Genomic DNA, 21,645 nt, shown 5'->3' on the forward strand with positions numbered 1-21,645 from the left:
GCGCAGCGTGCTGCGCCCGGGTCAATCGGGGCGAATAGGTTCGCCCCCTACGATAACTGAAGCCACGGAGCCTGGCCAACAATGATGTGGCCCGAAAGACGCAGCTGATTTAGCTGCCGTGCAGGCGTTTGGCGTCTATCACGTCCGGCAGTTGATTGAGCTTGGCTAACACCCGGCCCAGTACCTGTTGGTTGTAGATTTCAATGTCCATATCGATGGTTGCCAGCTGTTTTTTGGTGTCGCTGCGGCTGGCGACGCCCAGCACGTTGACCTTTTCGTTGGCCAAAATGGTGGTGATGTCACGCAACAGGCCGCTGCGATCGTTGGCCATCACGCGCACCACCAGCGAGTAACCGCTGGAATAGCTTTCGCCCCACACCGCATCCACGATACGTTCCGGCGCGTGCGATTGCAGATCCACCAGTTGGTCACAGTCCGCACGGTGAATGGAGATGCCGCGCCCCTGGGTGATAAAACCGATAATATCGTCGCCCGGGATCGGCTGGCAGCAACGGGCAATGTGGTGCATCAGGTTGCCTACCCCTTCCACCACCACCCGGCCGTTGTCCTTGCTGCGGGTTGCCGGCGGCGCTTTCTGCTGCACCAACTGCCGCAGCGCTTCGCGATCCTGCTCTTCGGCGCTCGGTTTGTTGAACTTGCCCTGCAGGAAATTCACCATCTGATTCAGGCGAATATCACCGCCGCCAATCGCCGCCAGTATTTCATCCAGCGAATTCATGTTGTAACGCGGGATCAGCAGCTTCTCGGCCTCTTTCAGGCTGATACCGAGGTGTTCCAGCTCGCTGTCCAGCATCTGGCGACCGGCAAGGATATTTTTATCGCGATCCTGCTTGCGGAACCAGTTGTGGATCTTGGAGCGTCCACGGCTGGTGGTGATATAACCGAGGTTCGGGTTCAGCCAGTCGCGGCTTGGGTTCGGCTGCTTCTGGGTGATGATTTCAATCTGGTCTCCCATCCGCAGCTGATAGGTAAAGGGCACGATGCGGCCGCCAATTTTGGCACCGATGCAACGGTGGCCGACGTCGCTGTGAATATGGTAAGCGAAGTCGAGCGGCGTAGAGCCGGCTGGCAGATCCACCACGTCGCCTTTCGGGGTGAATACATAAACCCGATCGTCGAACACCTGGCTGCGAACCTCGTCGAGCATCTCGCCGGAGTCCGCCATCTCTTCCTGCCAGGCGATCAGTTTGCGCAGCCAGGCGATACGTTCCTCGTAGCCTGAGCGAACCGTCGCAACCGCACCCTCTTTGTATTTCCAGTGCGCGGCGACACCCAGTTCTGCATCTTCATGCATCTGCCGGGTGCGGATCTGAATTTCCAGCGTTTTCCCGCGCGGCCCCAGTACTACGGTGTGGATCGACTGATAACCGTTGGGTTTCGGGTTGGCGACGTAGTCGTCGAACTCATCCGGCAGATGGCGGAAGTGGGTATGCACAATCCCCAGCGCGGCATAGCAGTCCTGCAAGCGTTCGACCACCACGCGTACCGCGCGCACGTCAAACAGCTCGTCAAACGCCAACGCCTTCTTCTGCATCTTGCGCCAGATGCTGTAAATGTGTTTTGGACGGCCGTAGATGTCCGCCTTGACGCCTTCATCGACCATCGCATTACGCAGCGAGGCGACGAAATCGTCAATAAACTGTTCGCGATCGATGCGGCGTTCGTGCAGCAGCTTGGCGATGCGTTTGTACTCGTCCGGATGCAGGTAGCGGAAGCAGAAATCTTCCAGTTCCCATTTGAGCTGCCCGATACCCAGACGGTTAGCCAGCGGCGCATAGATATTCGAACACTCTTTTGCCGCCAGCACGCGCTCGTCTTCCGGCGCATCTTTCACTTCGCGCAGGTGAGCGATACGCTCCGCCAGCTTGATGACCACGCAGCGGAAATCCTCCACCATCGCCAACAGCATGCGGCGCACGTTGTCGACCTGTTCGGAGGCCATCGAATCGTTTTGAGTGGCTTTCAGTTGGCGGATGGCGTCCATATCGCGTACGCCATGCACCAGATAGGTGATGCCCTTGCCGAACTCTTCGGTCAGGGTTTCTTCCTGCACGATGCCGGCGTCCACCAGCGGGAACAGCAGCGCGGCGCGCATGCTGTCGTTATCCATGCTCAGAGTAGAGAGGATCTCGACCATTTCCAGCCCGCGCCACAGCAACAGCGGCGCATTAGGATGGTTCTGGGTCTGCTGCTCACAGTAACGCCAGGTTGCGGCTAATCGCTCACATGACTGCGGGTTAGGTAGCCCCAAGCTGGCAATCCACTCGTCGAGAGCAAATTCACCAGCCGTGTTCAGATGTGCACTTCTTACCGCAACCATACCCTCTCCCTACTTTGCAGCGACCTCTGGCGCAGAACCGTTAATAAACAGCGCCATTGACTCAAGATGCCCCGTATGCGGAAACATATCCAACATCCGCACACGTGCAAGACGATAACCGGCGCTCAGCAGCACTTTGCTGTCGCGTGCCAGCGTGGTCGGGTTACAGGAAACATAAACCACCCGCTCTGGCGCCAGTTTAACAATATGTGACATCACTCCGGCCGCGCCCGCACGGGCAGGGTCCAGCATCACTTTATCAAATCCTTGTGCTGCCCAAGGTTGTTGCTCAACGTCTTCTTCCAGATTTTCATGGAAGAAGCTGGCGTTATTCAGCCTATTCTTATGTGCATTATATTGCCCATTCGCTACCAGTGTGGCAACACCTTCTATGCCTACCACCGCAGCGGCGCGTCGCGCCAACGGCAGGGTAAAATTGCCCATGCCGCAGAACAGATCCAATACCCGATCATTGGGTTGAATACTGAGCCATTCAAGGGCCTGGGCCACCATTTGCTGATTTACGTGGTCATTTACCTGAATAAAGTCACGCGGACTGAAGTCTAAGCGTAGCCCGTCGACCTGATAATACGGCGTTTCACCGCACAGTTTTTCGAGACTATCGCTGTCCGGCGCCAAATAAATGGTTACGTTTTTTGTCCGCGCAAAAGCCTGCAAGGCCTGGCGGTCATCCTCTTTCAAGGCGTCGAGATGGCGCAGAACCAGTACCGGGCCGTTATCTGCCAGCACCAGTTCGACATGCCCGAGTCGTCTGGCGACCTGCAATGCGCTCAGGCAGGCTCGCAACGGCGTCAGTAATTGTTCCAGTTCAGGATGCAGCACCGGACACTGCGTCACCGGCACCAGATCGCTGGACGCCGCCTGGCGAAAGCCCATTACCAGACGCTGCTGTTTGGGCTGCCACAACAGCCCGAGACGGGCGCGACGGCGATAGCCGTATTGTGGACCGGCGATCACCGGCTCCTGCTGCGGCGTAACGCCGGTTTCGCGAGCGATCATTCGCACCAGGGCCGCCGCCTTGCTCTGCTGCTGCAGGCTTTCATCCGCGTGTTGCTGCTGGCAACCGCCGCACACGCCAAAGTGTGGGCAGCCCGGTTCGACACGTTGCGGGCTGCGGCTGAGCAGGCGCTTTAACCTGCCTTTGGCAAACTTGTTTTTTTCTTCCGTGAGTTGGACTTCCGCCTGCTCGCCCGGTAATACCCCCGGGACGAAAATCGCTTTGCCGTTGTGGTGCGCCACGCCCTGACCAAAGGGATCGAGATTGTCTACCGTCAGTGTTAGCACGGGAGAATTTTGCCGGGTCGTCACGCGACGTTTCGGAGAGTAGAATTGCGCCATATTTGTCGATTGAGTGCTGGTTCATTTAAAGTAGAGATTGTCCGGCAATTCTCCCACATTGGAAACCCATGACCAAATACAGCCTGCGGGCGCGCATGATGATCCTGATTCTGGCCCCAACGCTGTTGATTGGTCTGTTGCTCAGCACTTTCTTCGTAGTGCATCGCTACAATGAATTGCAAGAACAACTGGTTGACGCCGGCGCCAGCATTATCGAACCGTTGGCAGTGGCCAGCGAGTACGGCATGACGTTCCGCAGCCGCGAGTCGGTCAGGCAGTTGGTCAGTCTGTTACATCGCCGTCATTCAGATATTGTGCGTTCAATTACGGTATTTGATGCGCAGAATAATCTGTTTGTCACCTCCAATTACCATCACAACTTTACCCAATTGCAGTTGCCGAAGGGGGTTCCGATCCCCACGGATCTGATGCTGACCCGGCGCGGTGACTCGTTGATCCTGCGCACTCCGATCCTGTCAGAGAGCCAGTACCCGGACCAGGCTGCCAGCAGCGATCTCCAGCAGGACAACCGCCTGGGTTATGTGGCGATCGAGCTGGATCTGCAGTCGGTTCGCCTGCAGCAATACAAAGAGGTCTTCGTTTCCACCCTGCTGCTGTTGTTGTGCATGTGTATCGCCATTCTGTTCGCTTACCGTCTGATGCGCGACGTCACCGGCCCGATCCGCAATATGGTCAATACCGTCGATCGCATCCGCCGCGGTCAGCTCGACAGCCGTGTCGAAGGCTTTATGCTGGGCGAACTGCATATGCTGAAGAACGGCATCAACTCAATGGCGATGTCGCTCACGGCCTACCATGAAGAGATGCAGCAGAACATCGATCAGGCGACCTCCGACCTGCGCGAAACCCTGGAGCAAATGGAGATCCAGAACGTCGAGCTGGATCTGGCGAAAAAACGCGCCCAGGAAGCGGCCCGCATCAAATCCGAATTCCTGGCGAACATGTCGCACGAGCTGCGTACTCCGCTCAACGGCGTGATAGGCTTTACCCGCCAGATGCTGAAAACCGAAATGAGCGTCACCCAAACCGACTACCTGCAAACCATCGAGCGCTCGGCCAACAACTTGCTGACCATCATTAACGACGTGCTGGACTTCTCCAAACTGGAGGCCGGCAAGCTGGTGCTGGAACATATTCCGTTCTCACTGCGTGAAACCCTCGACGAGGTCATTGTGCTGTTGGCACCGAGCGCCCACGAAAAAGGGCTGGAGCTGACGCTGGACGTGCACAACGACGTTCCAGAGCAGGTGATCGGCGATTCGCTGCGGTTACAGCAGATCATTACCAACCTGCTGGGCAACGCGATCAAGTTTACCGAAACCGGCAACATCGATATCCGTGTCGAACTGCGCGGCCTGCAAGACCGCCAGATTGAGCTGGAAGTACAAATCCACGACACCGGCATCGGCATCTCCGAACGACAACAGTCACAGCTGTTCCAGGCGTTCCGTCAGGCGGACGCCAGTATTTCACGCCGTCACGGCGGCACCGGCCTGGGGCTGGTGATCACCCAGAAGCTGGTGAAAGAAATGGGCGGCGATATCTGCTTCCACAGCCAGTTGAATCGCGGCTCGACCTTCTGGTTCCACATCACGCTCGATCTGCACGAAGGCATGCTGTCGCTGCCGCCAAGCCTGCCGGATCTGCAAGGCAAGACGTTGGGGTATATCGAAGCCAACCCGATGGCAGCGCAGGCGACGCTCAATATGCTGAACGTCACCCAACTGGTGATTACCCATTCACCTACGCTGGCCCAACTGCCGAAGAAACATTACGATTTCCTGCTGGTGGGCGTGCCAATCCCCTTCCGCGACAATATGGCCCAGCACGAAAGCAAGCTGCTGGCGGCTTTGAAAGTCGCCGACCGGGTGATTCTGGCGCTGCCTTGCCAGTCGCAAATCAACGCCGAAATGCTTAAACAACAGGGCGCCGCTGGTTGCCTGATCAAGCCAATCACCAGTAATCGCCTGTTCCCGCTGCTGCGCATGGAAACGCCGCCGCGCATCACTGCGCTGCCGGAACGTAAACGCCTGCCGCTAACGGTGATGGCGGTTGACGATAATCCGGCCAACCTGAAACTGATCGGCACCCTGCTGGCCGAACAGGTGGAAAAGACCCTGCTGTGTGAAAGCGGGGAAGAAGCGCTGCTGCTGGCGCGCGATAACGTGCTGGATTTGATCCTAATGGATATCCAGATGCCCAACATTGACGGTATTCGAACCAGCGAGCTGATCCGCCAACTGCCGCACCACAATTCAACGCCGATCGTCGCCGTCACCGCCCATGCGGTCAGCGGCGAACGCGAACATTTGCTGCAGGCCGGCATGGATGACTATCTGGCCAAACCGATTGACGAAGCCATGCTGACCCGCGTGTTGGCCCGCTATCACAGCGGCGAACCCGACCCGGTAACGCCGGCACCCGTTCCCGTTAATGAACCGCCGTTGTCGCTCGACTGGGCCCTGGCGCTGCGTCAGGCGGCCAACAAGCCCGATCTGGCCCGTGACCTTTTGCAGATGCTGCTCGACTTCCTGCCACAGGTTAGCGAACGCGTGCAAGCGATGCTCGACGGCACGCCGGACGCCGACATTCTGGATTTGATCCACAAACTGCACGGCAGTTGCAGCTACAGCGGCGTACCGCGTCTGAAACAGCTGTGTTTCTACATTGAACAGCAGTTGCGTCGGGGGGTAAGCAGCAATGATTTGGAGCCGGAATGGCTGGAGCTGCTGGATGAGATTGAGCTGGTCTGCCAGGCCGCGCGCGCTCATTTGGCCTGAAGTAACAGGCAATAAAAAGGCACGCCGTAGCGTGCCTTTTTGGTAAAAACCTGGGGTCATTACTGCATCAACAGGTACAGGCTGGTGTCACCACGCAGGATATTCAGCGCCAGCACCGAAGGTTTGCTGTCGAGGATCTTGCGCAGTTCACCCAGGTTCTGGATCGGTTGTTGGTTAACGCCCAGGATCACGTCACCTTTTTTCAGCCCAATACGGGCGGCAGCGCTGCCGGCTTTAACGCTATCTACCTTCACGCCTTTCTGGTTGCCGACCTGGCCATTGCTCAATTCGGCACCTTCAATACCGGTGTAAATATTGCCGGACTCAACCTGAGTCTGAGCGCTTTGTTCCAGCGTAACATCCACGGTAACAGGCTTGCCGTCGCGCAGAATGCCCAGCGACATTTTGCTGCCTACTGGCAGAGTGCCGATCTCCGCGCGGAACGAAGCAAAGCTGGAAATCGCTTTACCGTTCATGGTGACAATCACGTCACCGGCCTTGATACCCGCTTTGGCGGCAGAAGACTTCGGCATCACCTGGCTGACGAATGCCCCGCGCTGCGCGTCCACTTTCATCGCTTTCGCCAGTTCAGAGTTCAGTTCGGTACCCATAATGCCCAATTCACCGCGTTTGACCTGACCGTACTCGACCATTTGCGCGGTCAGGTTTTTCACCATGTTGCTCGGGATAGCGAAACCGATACCGATGTTGCCGCCGTCCGGCGCCAGGATCGCGGTGTTAATGCCGATCAGCTCGCCGTTAAGGTTCACCAAGGCGCCACCCGAGTTACCGCGGTTAATCGCCGCATCGGTCTGGATAAAGTTCTCGTAGTTTTCGATATTCAACCCACTGCGGCCCAGTGCAGAAACGATACCGGAAGTGGCTGTTTCACCCAGTCCATAGGGGTTGCCGATCGCCACGGTGTAATCACCGACTCGCAGTTGCTCGGAGTCCGCCATCTTGATCGCCGTCAGGTTCTTGAAGTCTTTCAGTTGGATCAACGCAATATCGGAACGCGGATCCTTGCCGATCACCTTGGCGTCAAATTTGCGACCGTCGCTCAGTTGAACCTGGATTTTGTTGGCGTTATCCACCACGTGGTTGTTGGTGACGACGTAGCCCTTGGCCGCGTCAATCACTACCCCGGCGCCCAGCGCCTGGAATTTTTGCTGCGTGCCCTGATCAGGCGCCCCCGGTTCAGCGCCAGCGCCACCCTGGCACATCGGCGAGCCCTGGAATGGCGAACCGTCCTGGCAGAACGGTGAATCCTCACCAAAGAACTGTTGGAACTGCTGCGGCATTTTCGGTGTATTGACCGTGGTGCTGCCTTCAACATTAATGCTCACCACGGAAGGCATCACTTTTTCCAGCATCGGTGCCAGGCTTGGCAATTGCTGGGTGCTGGAAGACGCGGTTTCTGCGGCGACGGCCGTCATCGGGCCCATCGCCATACCAATACTGAATGCCAATGCACTCAGAACTAATGCGGTTTTTTTCATCTGTGTGTCTCTTCTAAAGTCGATCAGAAAGTATTAGGGTCTTTGTGCATAGTGAGAGCCTATTAATAACCCGAAGTTCCGGCGCAGATTATTGGTAATAGTAAACAAATATTGTCCGTCTTTACAAAACTCCAAATAAGCTCACGGCGCCAAGCAAACTGCTAAAAATAATATTTATTAGCGGAATGAATTATTCCGCTGCCATTAATCTGCGGTATTCGTCATAGGCATAAAGATCGGTCATGCCGCTGATATAATCCTGCAGCAAACGCGCACGGAAATAATACTCCCGGATCGCCAATTGCTCGGGCGACAGGTGCTGCAAACCTTCAATCGCTTCGATATACGCCAGGCGATGTTTAGTCGAAAGCTTGTGAAACAGGCGTGTTTCTATCGGATAAGCACGATGGCTGTCTTCCTGCACCAGTCGGGTAAAATCCGCCAAAGACATTGCCAGCAACGGACTATAGATATCCAGCAGGCCGCTGATCACCCGGTAGCCCTGCAGCTCCAGCTGTTCGACTTCAGGATGGTTGAAGACGTGTTTGAAGGCCACATTCTTGAATATTTTCAGCAGTTGGTAAGCCGGGCTGGAATCTTCCAACAGCGCCTGATTAAAGTTTCCCTGGAAAACCGCATCCAGATTATCAATAAAACGCTGCGCCGCATGCGGGACCAAACGCGCCACGGTGAAAACTCGTAAATACATGAAGAATTGATCTTCGGTGCTGCGACGCGCCCCCCCGCGATCGATCTTGCGAAAAGCACTGGCCACGGTTTTATCAAACAGATCGCCCGGCGTTACCTCACCCCACTCCTGAGTTAAATGCTGGTAAAGCTGTTCGACGGTGAAAATGTTTTTTTCCACCGCGTCTTCCAAATCCGCCACGCAGTACGAAATATCATCAGCGGCTTCCATAATATAGGTCAGAGGGAAACGGTCGAACTCGCCCATATTCAACTCACGTCGCAACCGATCGACAAATGCCTCTTCCGCCAGATAAAAGCCCGGTTTTTTCATCAGGTAGTTGTGGCTGGCTGGAATATCGCTGGCCCAGTAGGCCGGGCGGGTATATTTCAGGATACAGCCCACCTGTGCATAGGTCAGGTTAAGCTTCAGCAGGGTATACACCAACCGGATGGCCTGGGCATTACCCTCGAAGTGGCTGAGATCGTGACGAATGCGGCTGCGCAGGCGGTTAAGATCGCTCTCACCTTCGTGCAGACGCAATACGCTGACCTGGCAGCGATCGTTACTGGCGGGCTCACTGCCGCAGCTGGCAGGATCCAGCCGTTGCGCAAACCAGTCGTTAATTGCCGACTCGCCAAAATGGCCAAAAGGCGGATTACCGATGTCGTGCATCAAGCAGGCCATTTCGACAATGCTTTCAAAAGGATCGAGCAGTTTGGTCAGGCCGAGCTCGTCGATCCGCCCTGCCTGTTTGAAACGATTAAGGATCTCTTTGGCGATATGCCGCCCTACCTGTTGCACTTCCATGGAGTGCGTCAGGCGGCTGCGCACCGCGGCGTTGCGTTCGAGCGGGAACACCTGGGTTTTTTGCTGCAGACGGCGAATGGCGGCGGAATTGACAATACGCCCGCGATCGCTCTCGAACTGCCGCACTATGTCGTATTCTTCTTCGGCTTCAATGGGGTTGCTGAAGGGCCGTTGGAAGCTGATTTTCTGCTTAAAGTCGATCCCGGACATCTGTTTCTCCGCCGTTGCGCCCAGCCCCCGTGATAACAATTCCCGACGGCATATGCAACGCATTATCTCTCTATGAGAGCCATGATAGACTATGGCGCAATTCCCACACCCAATCAGCGAGTGTTATTTATGAAAGTAGGCATCATCGGCGCAATGGAGCAGGAAGTCACCCTGCTGCGCGATCAAATCGAAAACCGTCAGACCATTCAACGCGCGGGCTGTGAAATCTATACCGGCCAGATCGGCGGCGTTGACGTGGCGTTGCTGAAGTCCGGCATCGGTAAGGTTTCTGCGGCCATGGGGACCACCCTGCTGCTGGAACACTGCAAGCCGGACGTGGTGATCAACACCGGTTCTGCCGGTGGCCTGGCCAGCACGCTTAAGGTCGGCGATATCGTGGTGTCCGAAGAAGTGCGTTATCACGATGCCGACGTGACCGCTTTCGGTTACGAACCAGGCCAAATGGCCGGCTGCCCGGCGGCGTTTGTCGCGGACGACGCGCTGATTGCCCTGGCGGAAAGCTGCATCAAGCAACTGGATCTGAACGCCGTACGCGGCCTGATCTGCAGCGGCGATGCCTTCATTAACGGCGCAGAGCCTTTGGCCCGCATTCGCGCGACTTTCCCGAGCGTGGCGGCAGTAGAAATGGAAGCGGCGGCCGTGGGCCACGTTTGCCACCTGTTCGGCACCCCGTTTGTCGTGGTACGCGCAATCTCTGACGTTGCCGACAGTGAATCGCACATGAGCTTCGACGAGTTCCTGGTGGTGGCCGCTCAGCAATCCACGCTGATGGTTAACGCCATGCTGCAGACCCTGGCTAAGCGCGGTTAATGTGACGCGACGCTTTTCAGCCCTGTTGTGGCTGCTGGCATTATGGGTGGCGCTGCCTGTCGGCGCTGCCCAGCGCGTGATCAGCCTGGCACCCAATACCACCGAACTTGCCTATGCCGCCGGCATGGGCGACACGCTGCTGGCGGTGAGCGCCTATTCAGATTATCCGCCAGCAGCCAAGAAACTCGAGCAGGTCGCCTCCTGGCAAGGCATCAATCTGGAGCGGGTACTGGCGCTAAAGCCGGATCTGATCCTTGCCTGGCGCGGTGGCAATCCGCAGCGAGTGCTGGATCAGCTCGCCACATTCGGCATTCCGATTTTCTATGCCGACGCCACTACTCTGGATGATATCCCCCGCTCGCTGGATCAACTGGCCCAATACAGCCCGCATCCTGAACAGGCGCATCTGGCCGCAGAGGCTCTTCGTCAGCAAATTGCCGACCTGAAAAACAAATATCCTCACACTCAGCCAAGACGGGTCCTGCTGCAATTCGGCACCCAGCCCTTGTTCACCACTTCCGGTGCCACCCTGCAAAGCCAGGTGTTGTCGCTGTGTGGTGCGGAAAATATCTTTGCCGACAGCCGCATGCCATGGCCACAAATCAGCCGTGAGCAGGTGTTGGCGCGTCAGCCCCAGGCCATCGTTATTACCGGTGACCAAAAAGAGATCGCCAGCGTGAAGGCCTTCTGGGCGCCGCAACTGCAGGTACCGGTGATTGCGCTCAATGGCGACTGGTTCAACCGCGCTGGCCCCCGCATCATGCTGGCTGCGCAACAGCTGTGCAGCCAACTGGCGGAGATCCGTTAATGCTGGTGTTTTGGTTGGATATCCTGGGTACGGCGGTTTTCGCCATTTCCGGCGTATTGCTGGCGGGCAAGCTGCGGATGGATCCCTTTGGCGTGCTGGTGCTTGGCGTGGTCACTGCGGTCGGTGGCGGCACCATTCGCGACATGGCATTGGCTAACGGGCCGGTATTTTGGGTAAAGGATCCAACCGATCTGGTGGTGGCGATGATCACCTGCGTACTGACGCTGCTGCTGGTGCGCCAACCGCGCCGTTTGCCTAAATGGATCTTGCCGGTGCTGGATGCCGTCGGGCTGGCGGTGTTCGTCGGCATCGGGGTAAATAAAGCCTTTGCCGCCGATGCCAGCCCATTAGTGGCAATCTGTATGGGCGTGATCACCGGCGTTGGCGGCGGCATTATCCGCGATGTACTGGCGCGTGAAATCCCCATGATCCTGCGAACCGAAATTTACGCTACTGCCTGTATTATCGGCGGCATCGTACATGCCACGGCCTTCGCCACTTTCGGTATGCCGCTGCAGCAGGCGATGATGCTTGGCATGGTCATCACGCTAGCCATCAGGCTGGCGGCCATTCGCTGGCACCTGAAACTGCCCGCATTTATCCTCGAGCGCTAATCCCACTCCGCCCGATACCGGGCGGAGTTTTATCACACCCCAACTCCCTAGAGCAGAATATTCGACCAATTAATAAACAAATGCTATTATCTGCGCCTGAAAAAATCAGGTAAAACAATGTAATAAACTTTTTAAGTTCAAGTTAACCATTCTCCCGCCCTGTTAAATTTTATTAACTTTTTGCCGATAAGCCATTATGTGATTGCTTACGGATGGCTTTGTCCTAATGATGAAAAATATTATCTTATTGTTCAGCGTACTGCTGTGCAGCTCTCTCGCTTACGCCGGTACCACCAGCGGCAAAATCGGCGTCAGCCTGACCTTAATGCCTATGTGCAGCGTAGATGTCAGCGACACAGTCCCTCAGGTGAAATGCGGCAATGCGACCGACGCCCAACCTAAGGTAACCCGTAGCAGGTTACAAAACGAAAGCGGCAGTGAAACCTATCGAGAATTGGTCACCGTAGAATGGTAGCCATAAAAAAACCCGCAAACCGGTGAGGTTGGCGGGTTTAGTACTGCTGCACGCAGGATCAGACGCTGAAGGAAGATCCACAGCCGCAGGTGGTTTTGGCGTTCGGGTTAGTCACCACGAAGCGCGAGCCTTCCAGGCCTTCGGTATAGTCGACCGAGCCGCCCACCAGATACTGCAGGCTCATCGGGTCAACCACCAGCGCAACGCCCTGCTTCTCGATAGTCATATCACCATCGTTGACCTTGTCGTCAAAAGTGAAGCCGTATTGGAATCCGCTGCAACCGCCACCGGTAATGTAAACCCGCAACTTCAGATTCGGATTTTCTTCATCAGCAATCAGGACTTTAACCTTGCTTGCTGCTGCCTCGGTAAATTGCAGGGGCAGTGCTGTTTCATCACTCATACTCTTTACTCCCAACATTGTTCTGCATCAGGTCGCTACAATGGCGGCCGGATTAATGTTAATGATTATCCAATACCTGAGTGTTGCGTTCAAGTATTCACCGCATTTGTTGTATTTTCTTTACCTGTTTTATCGGCCGCCTCGCTGGCCTGCGACGCTTCCTGCCGTTGTAAGGTGCGGGCTAATATGGAGGAATACAACGGCTTGCCCCCGAGGAACTGCGCCACCAGCGTAGCACCCAGACAGGTAATTATCATTGGCAGGATGAGCTGGTAATTGTCGGTCATCTCCAGCACCAGCACGATCCCGGTCAACGGCGCACGCACCGTGGCAGCAAACAGGGCGCCCATGCCGGCAATAGCGAAGGTGCCGGCTTCGATGCCGTACTCGGGGAACAAATGCCCGCCAGCCAGGCCAAAAGCGGTGCCAAACAGCGTGCCCAACGCCAGCATTGGCGCAAAAATGCCGCCCGGTGCCCCGGAACCGAAACACAACAGCGTGGTGATCACCCGGGTGATAAAAATAAACATCAGCATGCCGACGCTATAGTTGCCCGCTGCGGCGATCGGGATCAGGCCAAAACCGCCGCCAGCGGCTTCGGGCTGGATCAGCCCCAGAATGCCGCAAATACCGCCGAGCAAACCGCCCATCAACAAAATTTTGCGCATTTTTCCGCCGTGCAGGCGAGCGAACATATCTTGCGTGCGGAAGACCAACGCGTTGAACATCACCCCCACCGCACCAAATATCGCCCCCAGCACCAAATACAGCCAAAGGGTATTGATCGGCGCCGAGGAAAGCTTGCCCACCGCAATCACCGAACCTTCCCTGTTGAACAGCTGGAACACCACGCTCGACATGATGACGCCGATAAACACCGCTTTAATCGAAATCAGGTTGTAGCGGAACTGCGGCCGCATCTCTTCAATGATAAACAAAATGCCCGCCAGCGGGGCGTTAAAAGCCGCAGACAGGCCGGCGGCTGCACCGGTTGCCAACAAAGAATGGCGCGCTTCGGCACCGCGCATGCGGAAGATATCCAGCACCATGCGCCCGACGTTGCCGCCCATCTGCACCGTAGGCCCTTCGCGGCCCAGCACCATACCCGCGCCCAAGGTGCCCATACCGCCGATAAATTTTACCGGGATCACCCGCCACCAGCGCACCGGACGCAGCTCTTCCAATGCTCCTTCGATCTCCGGTATGCCCGATCCCCCAGCCTCAGGAGCAAAGCGACGTACCAGGTAATATCCCAACATCGCCAGCGCGGCGGAAAGAATAAAGGCCAGCGGCCAAACCAGGATCCAATAATCGGCGACCTGCGCCAGCGCGGAAAAGCGCTGCTGCTGCACCCAATCTACCGCCTTATCAAAGGCCACCCCGAGCAGCCCCGCCAGGGTGCCCACCAGCGCCGCCATAAACAGGATCGCCACCGGCGTTTTATCCCGACGTAAAAGCTGGCGCACTGCGTCACTGCGTTTTAGACGTGGGGCCTGCGCCACCCGCGGCTGTTGCTGTAATTCAGTCATAATGGGTTATTCATTAATGGAATTAAATGTAATACAAATAGGCTAGTTGATTATTCTAACCCACCCGCTAATCGATCGCCCCTCTAAATAGGTATCTGACTGTGATCGTTTCATATCGACGAACACTTCACTAGAATAGCGCGGTCAAATCATTCAAAAGAGAATCCAGGAGCCGTTCTATGAGCTTAAACAGCAAGTCCGAAAGTCTGTATGCCGAGGCAAAACAGGTAATCCCAGGCGGGGTTAACTCTCCGGTGCGTGCATTCAACGGCGTTGGCGGTGTGCCGCTGTTTATCGAACGGGCGGACGGGGCTTACCTGTTCGACGTCGACGGCAAAGGTTATATCGACTACGTCGGTTCCTGGGGCCCGATGGTGCTGGGACACAACCACCCGGCGATCCGCAATGCGGTCATTGAAGCGGCGCAGCGCGGCCTGAGCTTTGGCGCGCCAACCGAGATGGAAGTTAAAATGGCGGAGCTGGTTACCGAACTGGTGCCGACCATGGACATGGTGCGGATGGTGAACTCGGGAACCGAAGCCACCATGAGCGCCATCCGTCTGGCGCGCGGTTACACCAACCGCGACAAAATCATCAAATTTGAAGGCTGCTACCACGGCCACGCCGACTGCCTGCTGGTCAAAGCCGGCTCCGGCGCGCTGACCCTGGGCCAGCCTAACTCCCCGGGCGTACCGGCCGATTTCGCCAAGCATACCCTGACCTGTACCTTTAACGATCTGGATTCGGTGCAGGCCGCATTTGAACAATATCCTTCCGAGATCGCCTGCATCATCGTCGAGCCGGTCGCCGGCAACATGAACTGCGTGCCGCCACTGCCGGAGTTCCTGCCGGGCCTGCGTGCACTGTGCGACAAGTACGGTGCATTGTTGATTATCGACGAAGTCATGACCGGCTTCCGCGTGGCGCTGGCCGGGGCTCAGGCTCATTATGGCGTGGTGCCGGACCTGACCTGTTTGGGTAAAATCATCGGCGGCGGCATGCCTGTCGGTGCCTTTGGGGGCCGTCGTGAAGTGATGGACGCGCTGGCGCCAACCGGGCCGGTCTATCAGGCGGGCACCCTGTCCGGCAACCCGATTGCGATGGCGGCCGGCTACGCCTGTCTGACCGAAGTCTCTCAGGTCGGTATCCACCAGACCCTGACCGAACTGACCGATATGCTGGCGGCTGGCCTGCTGCACGCCGCTGAAGAAGAAAACATCGCGCTGGTGGTTAACCACGTTGGCGGGATGTTTGGCCTGTTCTTTACCGATGCACCGGCAGTGACCTGCTACCAGGACGTGATGCAGTGCGACGTAGAACGCTTTAAGCGCTTCTTCCACCTGATGCTGGAGGAAGGGGTGTATCTGGCGCCTTCCGCCTTTGAGGCCGGCTTTATGTCCGTTGCGCACAGCAAGGAAGACATTCAGCGTACCATCGATGCCGCGCGTCGCTGCTTCGCCAAGCTGTAAGATTAGTCAAAGCCAATAAAAACGGGCGCCAGGCGCCCGTTTTTATTTCCATCGTGCCCCCCGCTCTGGCTTTAGAGCAAGGCTCCGTAAATGGTCAGCAGCGCCACCACCACCACGATAATCATCGTCACCTTACGCGCCAGGCTGACCGCTGCCCTTGGCGTCTGCACCGGATCCATATGGGGATCGCGCGCCAGTGAAAACTGCGCCAACCGCGTCAGCACCTGATACGACGAAGAGTGACGATCGCCCAGCGACGCAAACCACGCCGGTAACGCTCTTTCACCGTGGCCAAACAACGCGTAAGCCACGCCGGCCAGACGCACCGGGATCCAGTCCAGCCAGTTCAGCAGATGATCGATGCCTGACTGCGAACGTTCCAGCGGCGTGTTATGGCGTGCCAGCCAGGTCTGGTAAGCGCGCAGGAAAGAGTAGCCTGCCAGCGCAATCGGCCCGTAAGGCCCGCAGACCACGAACCAAAACAGCGGCGCCAGATAATAACGGAAGTTAATCCACAGCAGCGCATTTTGCAGTTCACGCAAGCGCAACTCTTCGCTGCAATCCACCGGTAAACCGTGGATCAGCGCCAGTTCTTCCGCCATTTGATCGCTGGCATGGGCATCCCCCTGCCGAGCGGCCTTCAGATAGGCCCGATAGTGTTTACGCTTGATCCCTGCGCCGACACACAGCAAATCAATGACGATCCACAGCAACAGCGTCACTACGCCGAAAAACAGTCCCTGGGACAGCCACAAAATCCCTGCCACCACCACCATCCAGGCCAGCGTCATCAGCAGCGTTTGCGCCAGTGAAAACCGATGCAGCCGATGAAATACCACCTCAAGGCGATGATCCAACTGCCAATGCTCACCCAGCTTGAATAAACGTTCCCACGCCAGAACCAGTAACAGCGTAAACAGCGTCATTAGCGACTCCTCTCCCTTTCCTTTGTTCCAAGCATAGCGTCATCTGGCCCGCCAGGTTGTTCCAGAGATGCCAGATATAAATCCCAATCAAACGCCGGGCCGGGATCGGTTTTACGGCCTGGGGCAATGTCACTGTGCCCGGTGATATGCGCCGCCAACGTCGGATAATGCCGGATCAGCAGCGCGGTCACCGCGTTCAGACTTTGGTATTGCTGCGGCGTGAACGCCACATGATCGGTACCTTCCAGTTCAATGCCGATCGAAAAATCGTTACAGCGCTCTCGTCCCTGATACGACGATACGCCCGCGTGCCAGGCTCGTCGGTCAAAGGGCACATACTGAATGATTTCACCGTCGCGACGGATCAGGCAGTGCGCCGAAACGCGTAGTTGATGAATATCAGAAAAATAGGGGTGATCCGCAGGATCAAGAGTACCGGTAAACAGCCGATCGATATAGGGGCCGCCGAACTCGCCGGGTGGCAGGCTGATATTGTGGATCACCAGCAGCGAAGGCGCCTCCTCATTCGGGCGAAGATCGCAATGCGGCGAGACAACCCGGGTTACCCCGACAATCCAGCCTTGTTCTAACTGCATCAGACACCTCTGGGCGGTGGTACTTGTCACGGCAACAGAGTAGCATGTTCCCCCTACGATCTTACCGTCCATTTCGGAGTTTTCTATGCCGACACGCCGCTACAGTGCCGACACTCGCCGCACCGAGCTTCTTGAACGAATTGAAAGCGATATCCCCTATGCCGTTGCCCAGGCGCTGCGTGAAGACCTGGGAGGCGAAGTCGATGCCGAACGCGATATTACCGCGCAATTGTTGCCGGCCGATACCCAGGCCGAAGCCACGATCATCACCCGCGAACCCGGTATTTTTTGCGGAAAACGCTGGCTGAATGAAGTCTTTATCCAGTTGGGCAACCAGGTGAAAGTGGATTGGCTGGTGGCGGACGGTGATAGCCTGGTGCCAGACCAAGCGCTTTGCAAACTGACCGGCCCGGCACGGGTGCTGCTTACCGGTGAGCGCACTGCGCTGAACTTTGTGCAGACGCTTTCCGGCGTAGCAACCGAAGTCAGCCGCTATGTGGCACTGTTGCAGGGGACGAAAACCCGCCTGCTCGACACCCGCAAGACCCTGCCAGGGCTGCGCACCGCGCTGAAATATGCCGTATTGTGCGGCGGCGGCAGCAACCACCGTCTCGGGCTGTCCGACGCCTTCCTGATCAAGGAAAACCACATCATTGCCTCCGGCTCGATTAAAAAAGCGGTCGAAAAAGCATTCTGGCTGCATGCCGAGGTGCCGGTCGAAGTGGAAGTCGAATCGCTGGATGAACTGCAGCAGGCGCTGGACGCCGGTGCAGACATTATCATGCTGGACAATTTCAGCGTCGACATGATGCGCGCCGCCGTGACGCAAACTCAGGGCCGTGCACAGCTGGAAGTGTCCGGCAACGTGACCAGCGAAACCCTGCGTACCTTCGCCGAAACCGGCGTGGACTATATTTCTGTAGGCGCGCTGACCAAACATGTGACCGCCCTCGATCTGTCCATGCGCTTCAAATAACCCCCCTCTCCGCACCTCCCTGAACTACCGGGGAGGTGTTTTTTCACCAAAACTGCGAAGCTCGCCCCATCTCTTTTCCCCTCTGCTGCAACCTCGATCGAATGCTGTGGAACTGCGCCTAAAAACAGCCATCACCCGCTCGAAGCGTCCCGCTGGCCTGATTACTCTGGCCTCCACATTGACATGGAGGAAGCAACGGATGGAAACGCAGCGCGGTTTTACCCTGATAGAACTGATGGTGGTGATCGCCATTATCGCCATACTGAGCGCCATAGGTATTCCTGCCTATCAGCGCTATATCCAAAAGGCAGCGATGACCGACATGCTGCAAGCCATGACGCCGTATAAGCTGGCCGTTGAACTGTGCGTGCTCGACAGCGGCACGCCGACCGGCTGTAACGCCGGCAGCAAAGGCATCCCTACCGGCGACGCCTCACGTTACGTCAGCGCGGTTCAGGTCAGCCAGGGCGTGATCTCGCTGACCGGCTCGCAAACGCTGCAGGGATTGACGGTCGCACTGACGCCAACCCAAAATGCCAGCGGCCTGACGCGTTGGACACGCCTGTGCACCAGCGAAAACAGCAATCTGCAGGAAACCTGTCAGGAAGTTTTCCGTTTTGACACTACCGCCGCGGCGCCGACATCATGAGTACGGCAATCAGCGAAGAAATCCATACCCTGTGCCAACGCTATCAGGCACTGGCTCTCAGTGAAGATGACCAGTGCCTGAACGTGGCCCTGACGACGGAGGCACCACAAGCGCTATTATCAGCCCTGCGTTTTGCCACCGGCAAACGCATTCATCTGGAACAGTGGCCGGCAGCCAGGCTGGAATTGGAACTGAACAGGCGGCAAATGCAGGGCGATAGGCGCGAGCAGCCCACTTCGGAGGAGCAATTCGACGCGGCATCATTAAACGACGACAGTGACGCCCCCGTGGTGCAATTTATCAATCAGACGCTCCGCATCGCCATTCAGCGACGAGCCTCGGACATTCATTTCGAACCTTACCAGCAGACTCTCCGCATCCGGCTACGCATCGACGGCGTGTTGCAGGTGATAACCTCACCGCCATTCACGCTCGCGGCTCGCCTCACGGCTCGACTGAAAATCATGGGGCAGTTGGACATCGCCGAGCGCCGCCTGCCGCAGGATGGTCAGCTCAGCGTGCGGTTGGATAACGCTAGCTACTCCATGCGTATCGCCACCCTGCCCACCCTGCACGGCGAAAAAGTGGTGCTGCGAATTTTGCAAACTGAACGCCAGGAGCTGCCGTTGGATCGGTTGGGTATGGATCCGACAGCACTGGTGCAGTTTTCCTCGGCCTTATCCTGCCCGCAGGGCATGATCCTGGTCACCGGCCCCACCGGCAGCGGCAAAACCGTCACGCTATACGGCGGTCTGCGTCAGTTGAATGACGCTCAGAGTAATTTATGCAGCGTCGAGGATCCGATTGAAATTCCCCTGTTCGGTATCAATCAGACGCAGACCAACGCCAAAACGGAACTGGATTTCTCCCGCGTATTACGCGCCTTGCTGCGACAGGATCCGGACGTCATCATGATCGGTGAGATCCGCGATCGGGAAACGGCGGAGATCGCAGTAAAAGCCGCTCAAACCGGCCACCTGGTGCTTTCCACCTTGCACACCAATTCCACCAGCGAAACCCTGACGCGCCTGACCCATATGGGCATCCCGGGCTACCTGATTGCCGCCTGTCTGAAGCTGGTGATCGCACAACGTCTGGTGCGTAAGTTATGCAGCCACTGCCGCTATCAACAAAGCCTGCCCGTACGTTTTCCCGCAGCCATTTGGGCAACACCTCTGCTGCCCTGGAAGGCCGATGGCTGCGAGCACTGCTTCAGCGGCTACTATGGCCGCACCGGGGTATATGAACTGTTGACCATTACCCCAGAGGTGCAAGCCGGCCTGCTGGAGGGGGCCGCCCCCAACATGTTGGCTGAAATCGCCCGGCAGCAGGGGCAGACCACGCTGCTGCAAGCCGGACTAACGCTGGTCGCCCAGGGCGTCACCTCGCTGGAGGAGGTATACCGCATTGTCGGTGTGATTGCCGACGGCGGAGGCGCTCAGTGAAAACACTCCGCCTTTTCCTCTGGCAGGCAATTGACCCACACGGACAGTTGCGTGAGGGTGAGCTGATGAGCGGTAAGAAGAATGAGGTCAGCCAGTGGTTGATCGAACAAGGGCTGCAACCCTGCCAGATCAACAGCGGAAAACGTATTTCACCGGGTCAATGGCGCGGTGAACCCCTGATCCAGTTCACCCGTCAGTTAGCCACCCTGCTGCAGGCCGGATTGCCGCTGGTCAGCGGGTTACAATTGCTGGCGGCAGAGCACCCGTCAGCTGCCTGGCGCTGCCTGCTGCGGGAAGTGAGTGAACAGGTACGCCAGGGCCAGCCATTTTCTGAAGTTATCGCTGAGCAACATGCCGTGTTTCCTTTGATCTACCGCCAGCTAATCGCCATTGGCGAGCTGACCGGTCATCTGGACGAATGCTGCCTGCAACTGGCCCAACAACAGGAAGCACAGCAAAAACTGCAAAAGAAAGTCATCAAAGCGCTGCGTTACCCTTTGTTTATCTGCGCGGTGGCGCTGTTGGTAAGCATTTTGATGCTGGTGATGGTGTTGCCGGAATTTGCCGGCGTTTATCAGTCATTCAATGCGCCGCTGCCGTGGTTTACCCAAGGGTTGCTGAACCTTTCCACCCTGCTGATCGACAGCGGTCCCTGGCTGGCGGCGATTCTGGTCTGTATGGCATACACCTATCTCCGTCGTCTGCACCCGCAGCCTCAATGGCGCAGGCGCGAACAGGCGGCGCTGTTGCGTCTGCCACTGATTGCGCACTTGATTAAAGGCGGCTGCCTGAGCCAAATATTCCGTATTCTGGCCATGACCCAGCAGGCTGGGCTCAGCCTGGTTGACGGGTTGGCTGCGGCGGCGCTGTCGGTGGATAACCTGTTTTATCGCCAGGCAATTGACAACATCAGGCAACAGATTTCGCAAGGGCAGACTTTTCATCGCGCCCTGGAACAGCAGGCGCTTTTCCCTTCGTTATGCCAGCAATTGGTGCGCGTGGGCGAAGAATCCGGTTCGTTAGATACCCTATTGGGCAAACTGGCCGCATGGCATGAACAGCAAACCTTTGAGCTGGCCGATACCCTGGCGCAAACGCTGGAGCCCCTATTGATGCTGGTGGTGGGCGGGATCGTCGGCACATTGGTGATTGCCATGTATCTGCCGATCTTTCAGTTGGGGAATGTTTTGGGGTAAGTCCGTCAGTGATTGGGCGC

General features: G+C 57.0%; 18 protein-coding genes. 10 read left to right on the forward strand and 8 right to left on the reverse strand.

Features of this window, described 5'->3' with window-relative positions; genetic code table 11:
• Positions 1 to 109 precede the first annotated feature (109 nt).
• Together relA and rlmD are read right to left on the reverse strand one after the other, a co-directional pair.
• Positions 110 to 2,341 carry a GTP diphosphokinase gene (relA, locus tag M2407_RS18435; protein WP_020825239.1) on the reverse strand — a complete coding sequence of 744 codons (2,232 nt, stop codon included), beginning with the start codon at positions 2,339 to 2,341 and terminating at the stop codon, positions 110 to 112.
• Between the two features lie 9 nt (positions 2,342 to 2,350).
• Positions 2,351 to 3,700: a 23S rRNA (uracil(1939)-C(5))-methyltransferase RlmD gene (gene rlmD / locus M2407_RS18440; RefSeq protein ID WP_259218867.1), complete on the reverse strand. Its 1,350-nt coding sequence runs from the start codon at positions 3,698 to 3,700 to the stop codon at positions 2,351 to 2,353.
• Between the two features lie 68 nt (positions 3,701 to 3,768).
• Here rlmD and barA point away from each other — a divergent pair, with 68 nt between their 5' ends.
• Entirely contained in the window at positions 3,769 to 6,501 is a 2,733-nt protein-coding gene (gene barA, locus M2407_RS18445; RefSeq protein WP_115060073.1) for a two-component sensor histidine kinase BarA, read from the forward strand.
• Positions 6,502 to 6,560: 59 nt separating this feature from the next.
• Here barA and degP read toward each other — a convergent pair whose 3' ends face one another.
• Together degP and dgt are read right to left on the reverse strand one after the other, a co-directional pair.
• The gene (gene degP, locus M2407_RS18450) at positions 6,561 to 8,000 is read right to left on the reverse strand and encodes a serine endoprotease DegP (RefSeq protein WP_020825236.1); all 1,440 of its coding nucleotides are present in this window, start codon (positions 7,998 to 8,000) and stop codon (positions 6,561 to 6,563) included.
• A gap of 190 nt (positions 8,001 to 8,190) precedes the next feature.
• Positions 8,191 to 9,708, reverse strand: a complete 1,518-nt coding sequence (dgt, locus tag M2407_RS18455; protein ID WP_020825235.1) for a dGTPase — start codon at positions 9,706 to 9,708, stop codon at positions 8,191 to 8,193.
• A gap of 129 nt (positions 9,709 to 9,837) precedes the next feature.
• On the opposite strand from dgt, the gene mtnN reads away from it, so the two are divergent.
• From mtnN to M2407_RS18475, 4 genes are all read left to right on the forward strand, one after another.
• Positions 9,838 to 10,539, forward strand: coding sequence for a 5'-methylthioadenosine/S-adenosylhomocysteine nucleosidase (gene mtnN, locus M2407_RS18460; RefSeq protein WP_020825234.1), 702 nt, complete (start codon positions 9,838 to 9,840; stop codon positions 10,537 to 10,539).
• A gap of 1 nt (position 10,540) precedes the next feature.
• Positions 10,541 to 11,347: a vitamin B12 ABC transporter substrate-binding protein BtuF gene (btuF, locus tag M2407_RS18465; protein WP_122077211.1), complete on the forward strand. Its 807-nt coding sequence runs from the start codon at positions 10,541 to 10,543 to the stop codon at positions 11,345 to 11,347.
• Complete coding sequence (locus M2407_RS18470) at positions 11,347 to 11,961, forward strand: TRIC cation channel family protein (protein WP_020825232.1); 615 nt, start codon at positions 11,347 to 11,349, stop codon at positions 11,959 to 11,961. Before btuF ends, M2407_RS18470 begins: the two co-directional genes overlap by 1 nt.
• A gap of 226 nt (positions 11,962 to 12,187) precedes the next feature.
• On the forward strand, positions 12,188 to 12,436 hold the full coding sequence (locus M2407_RS18475) for a hypothetical protein (RefSeq protein WP_115060077.1): 249 nt from the start codon (positions 12,188 to 12,190) through the stop codon (positions 12,434 to 12,436).
• 58 nt (positions 12,437 to 12,494) lie between these two features.
• Here M2407_RS18475 and erpA read toward each other — a convergent pair whose 3' ends face one another.
• Both erpA and clcA read right to left on the reverse strand, forming a co-directional pair.
• Positions 12,495 to 12,839, reverse strand: a complete 345-nt coding sequence (gene erpA / locus M2407_RS18480) for an iron-sulfur cluster insertion protein ErpA (protein ID WP_004950184.1) — start codon at positions 12,837 to 12,839, stop codon at positions 12,495 to 12,497.
• Positions 12,840 to 12,928: 89 nt separating this feature from the next.
• Positions 12,929 to 14,368, reverse strand: coding sequence for a H(+)/Cl(-) exchange transporter ClcA (gene clcA, locus M2407_RS18485; RefSeq protein WP_259218872.1), 1,440 nt, complete (start codon positions 14,366 to 14,368; stop codon positions 12,929 to 12,931).
• 179 nt (positions 14,369 to 14,547) lie between these two features.
• Between clcA and hemL the strand changes: the two genes are divergently transcribed.
• Positions 14,548 to 15,837 (forward strand): glutamate-1-semialdehyde 2,1-aminomutase, encoded by a 1,290-nt coding sequence (gene hemL / locus M2407_RS18490; RefSeq protein WP_116691284.1) that lies wholly within the window; start codon positions 14,548 to 14,550, stop codon positions 15,835 to 15,837.
• Between the two features lie 71 nt (positions 15,838 to 15,908).
• On the opposite strand, the gene ampE is transcribed toward hemL, so the two are convergent.
• Complete coding sequence (gene ampE, locus M2407_RS18495) at positions 15,909 to 16,763, reverse strand: beta-lactamase regulator AmpE (RefSeq protein WP_174573741.1); 855 nt, start codon at positions 16,761 to 16,763, stop codon at positions 15,909 to 15,911.
• Positions 16,763 to 17,359 (reverse strand): 1,6-anhydro-N-acetylmuramyl-L-alanine amidase AmpD, encoded by a 597-nt coding sequence (gene ampD / locus M2407_RS18500; protein WP_259218875.1) that lies wholly within the window; start codon positions 17,357 to 17,359, stop codon positions 16,763 to 16,765. The genes ampE and ampD overlap by 1 nt, the downstream gene beginning before the upstream one ends.
• Before the next feature lie 85 nt (positions 17,360 to 17,444).
• On the opposite strand from ampD, the gene nadC reads away from it, so the two are divergent.
• The 4 genes from nadC to hofC all read left to right on the forward strand — a co-directional run bounded on the left by nadC (position 17,445) and on the right by hofC (position 21,625).
• Positions 17,445 to 18,335, forward strand: coding sequence for a carboxylating nicotinate-nucleotide diphosphorylase (gene nadC, locus M2407_RS18505; RefSeq protein WP_020825226.1), 891 nt, complete (start codon positions 17,445 to 17,447; stop codon positions 18,333 to 18,335).
• 199 nt (positions 18,336 to 18,534) lie between these two features.
• Positions 18,535 to 18,984, forward strand: a complete 450-nt coding sequence (gene ppdD, locus M2407_RS18510) for a prepilin peptidase-dependent pilin (protein ID WP_020825225.1) — start codon at positions 18,535 to 18,537, stop codon at positions 18,982 to 18,984.
• Complete coding sequence (gspE, locus tag M2407_RS18515; protein WP_259218877.1) at positions 18,981 to 20,429, forward strand: type II secretion system protein GspE; 1,449 nt, start codon at positions 18,981 to 18,983, stop codon at positions 20,427 to 20,429. The genes ppdD and gspE overlap by 4 nt, the downstream gene beginning before the upstream one ends.
• Complete coding sequence (gene hofC, locus M2407_RS18520; RefSeq protein WP_128865003.1) at positions 20,426 to 21,625, forward strand: protein transport protein HofC; 1,200 nt, start codon at positions 20,426 to 20,428, stop codon at positions 21,623 to 21,625. Before gspE ends, hofC begins: the two co-directional genes overlap by 4 nt.
• Positions 21,626 to 21,645: the final 20 nt, after the last annotated feature.

The organism is Serratia sp. BIGb0234 (assembly GCF_024809915.1).
In the GTDB taxonomy this organism is placed as follows: Bacteria; Pseudomonadota; Gammaproteobacteria; order Enterobacterales; family Enterobacteriaceae; genus Serratia; species Serratia liquefaciens.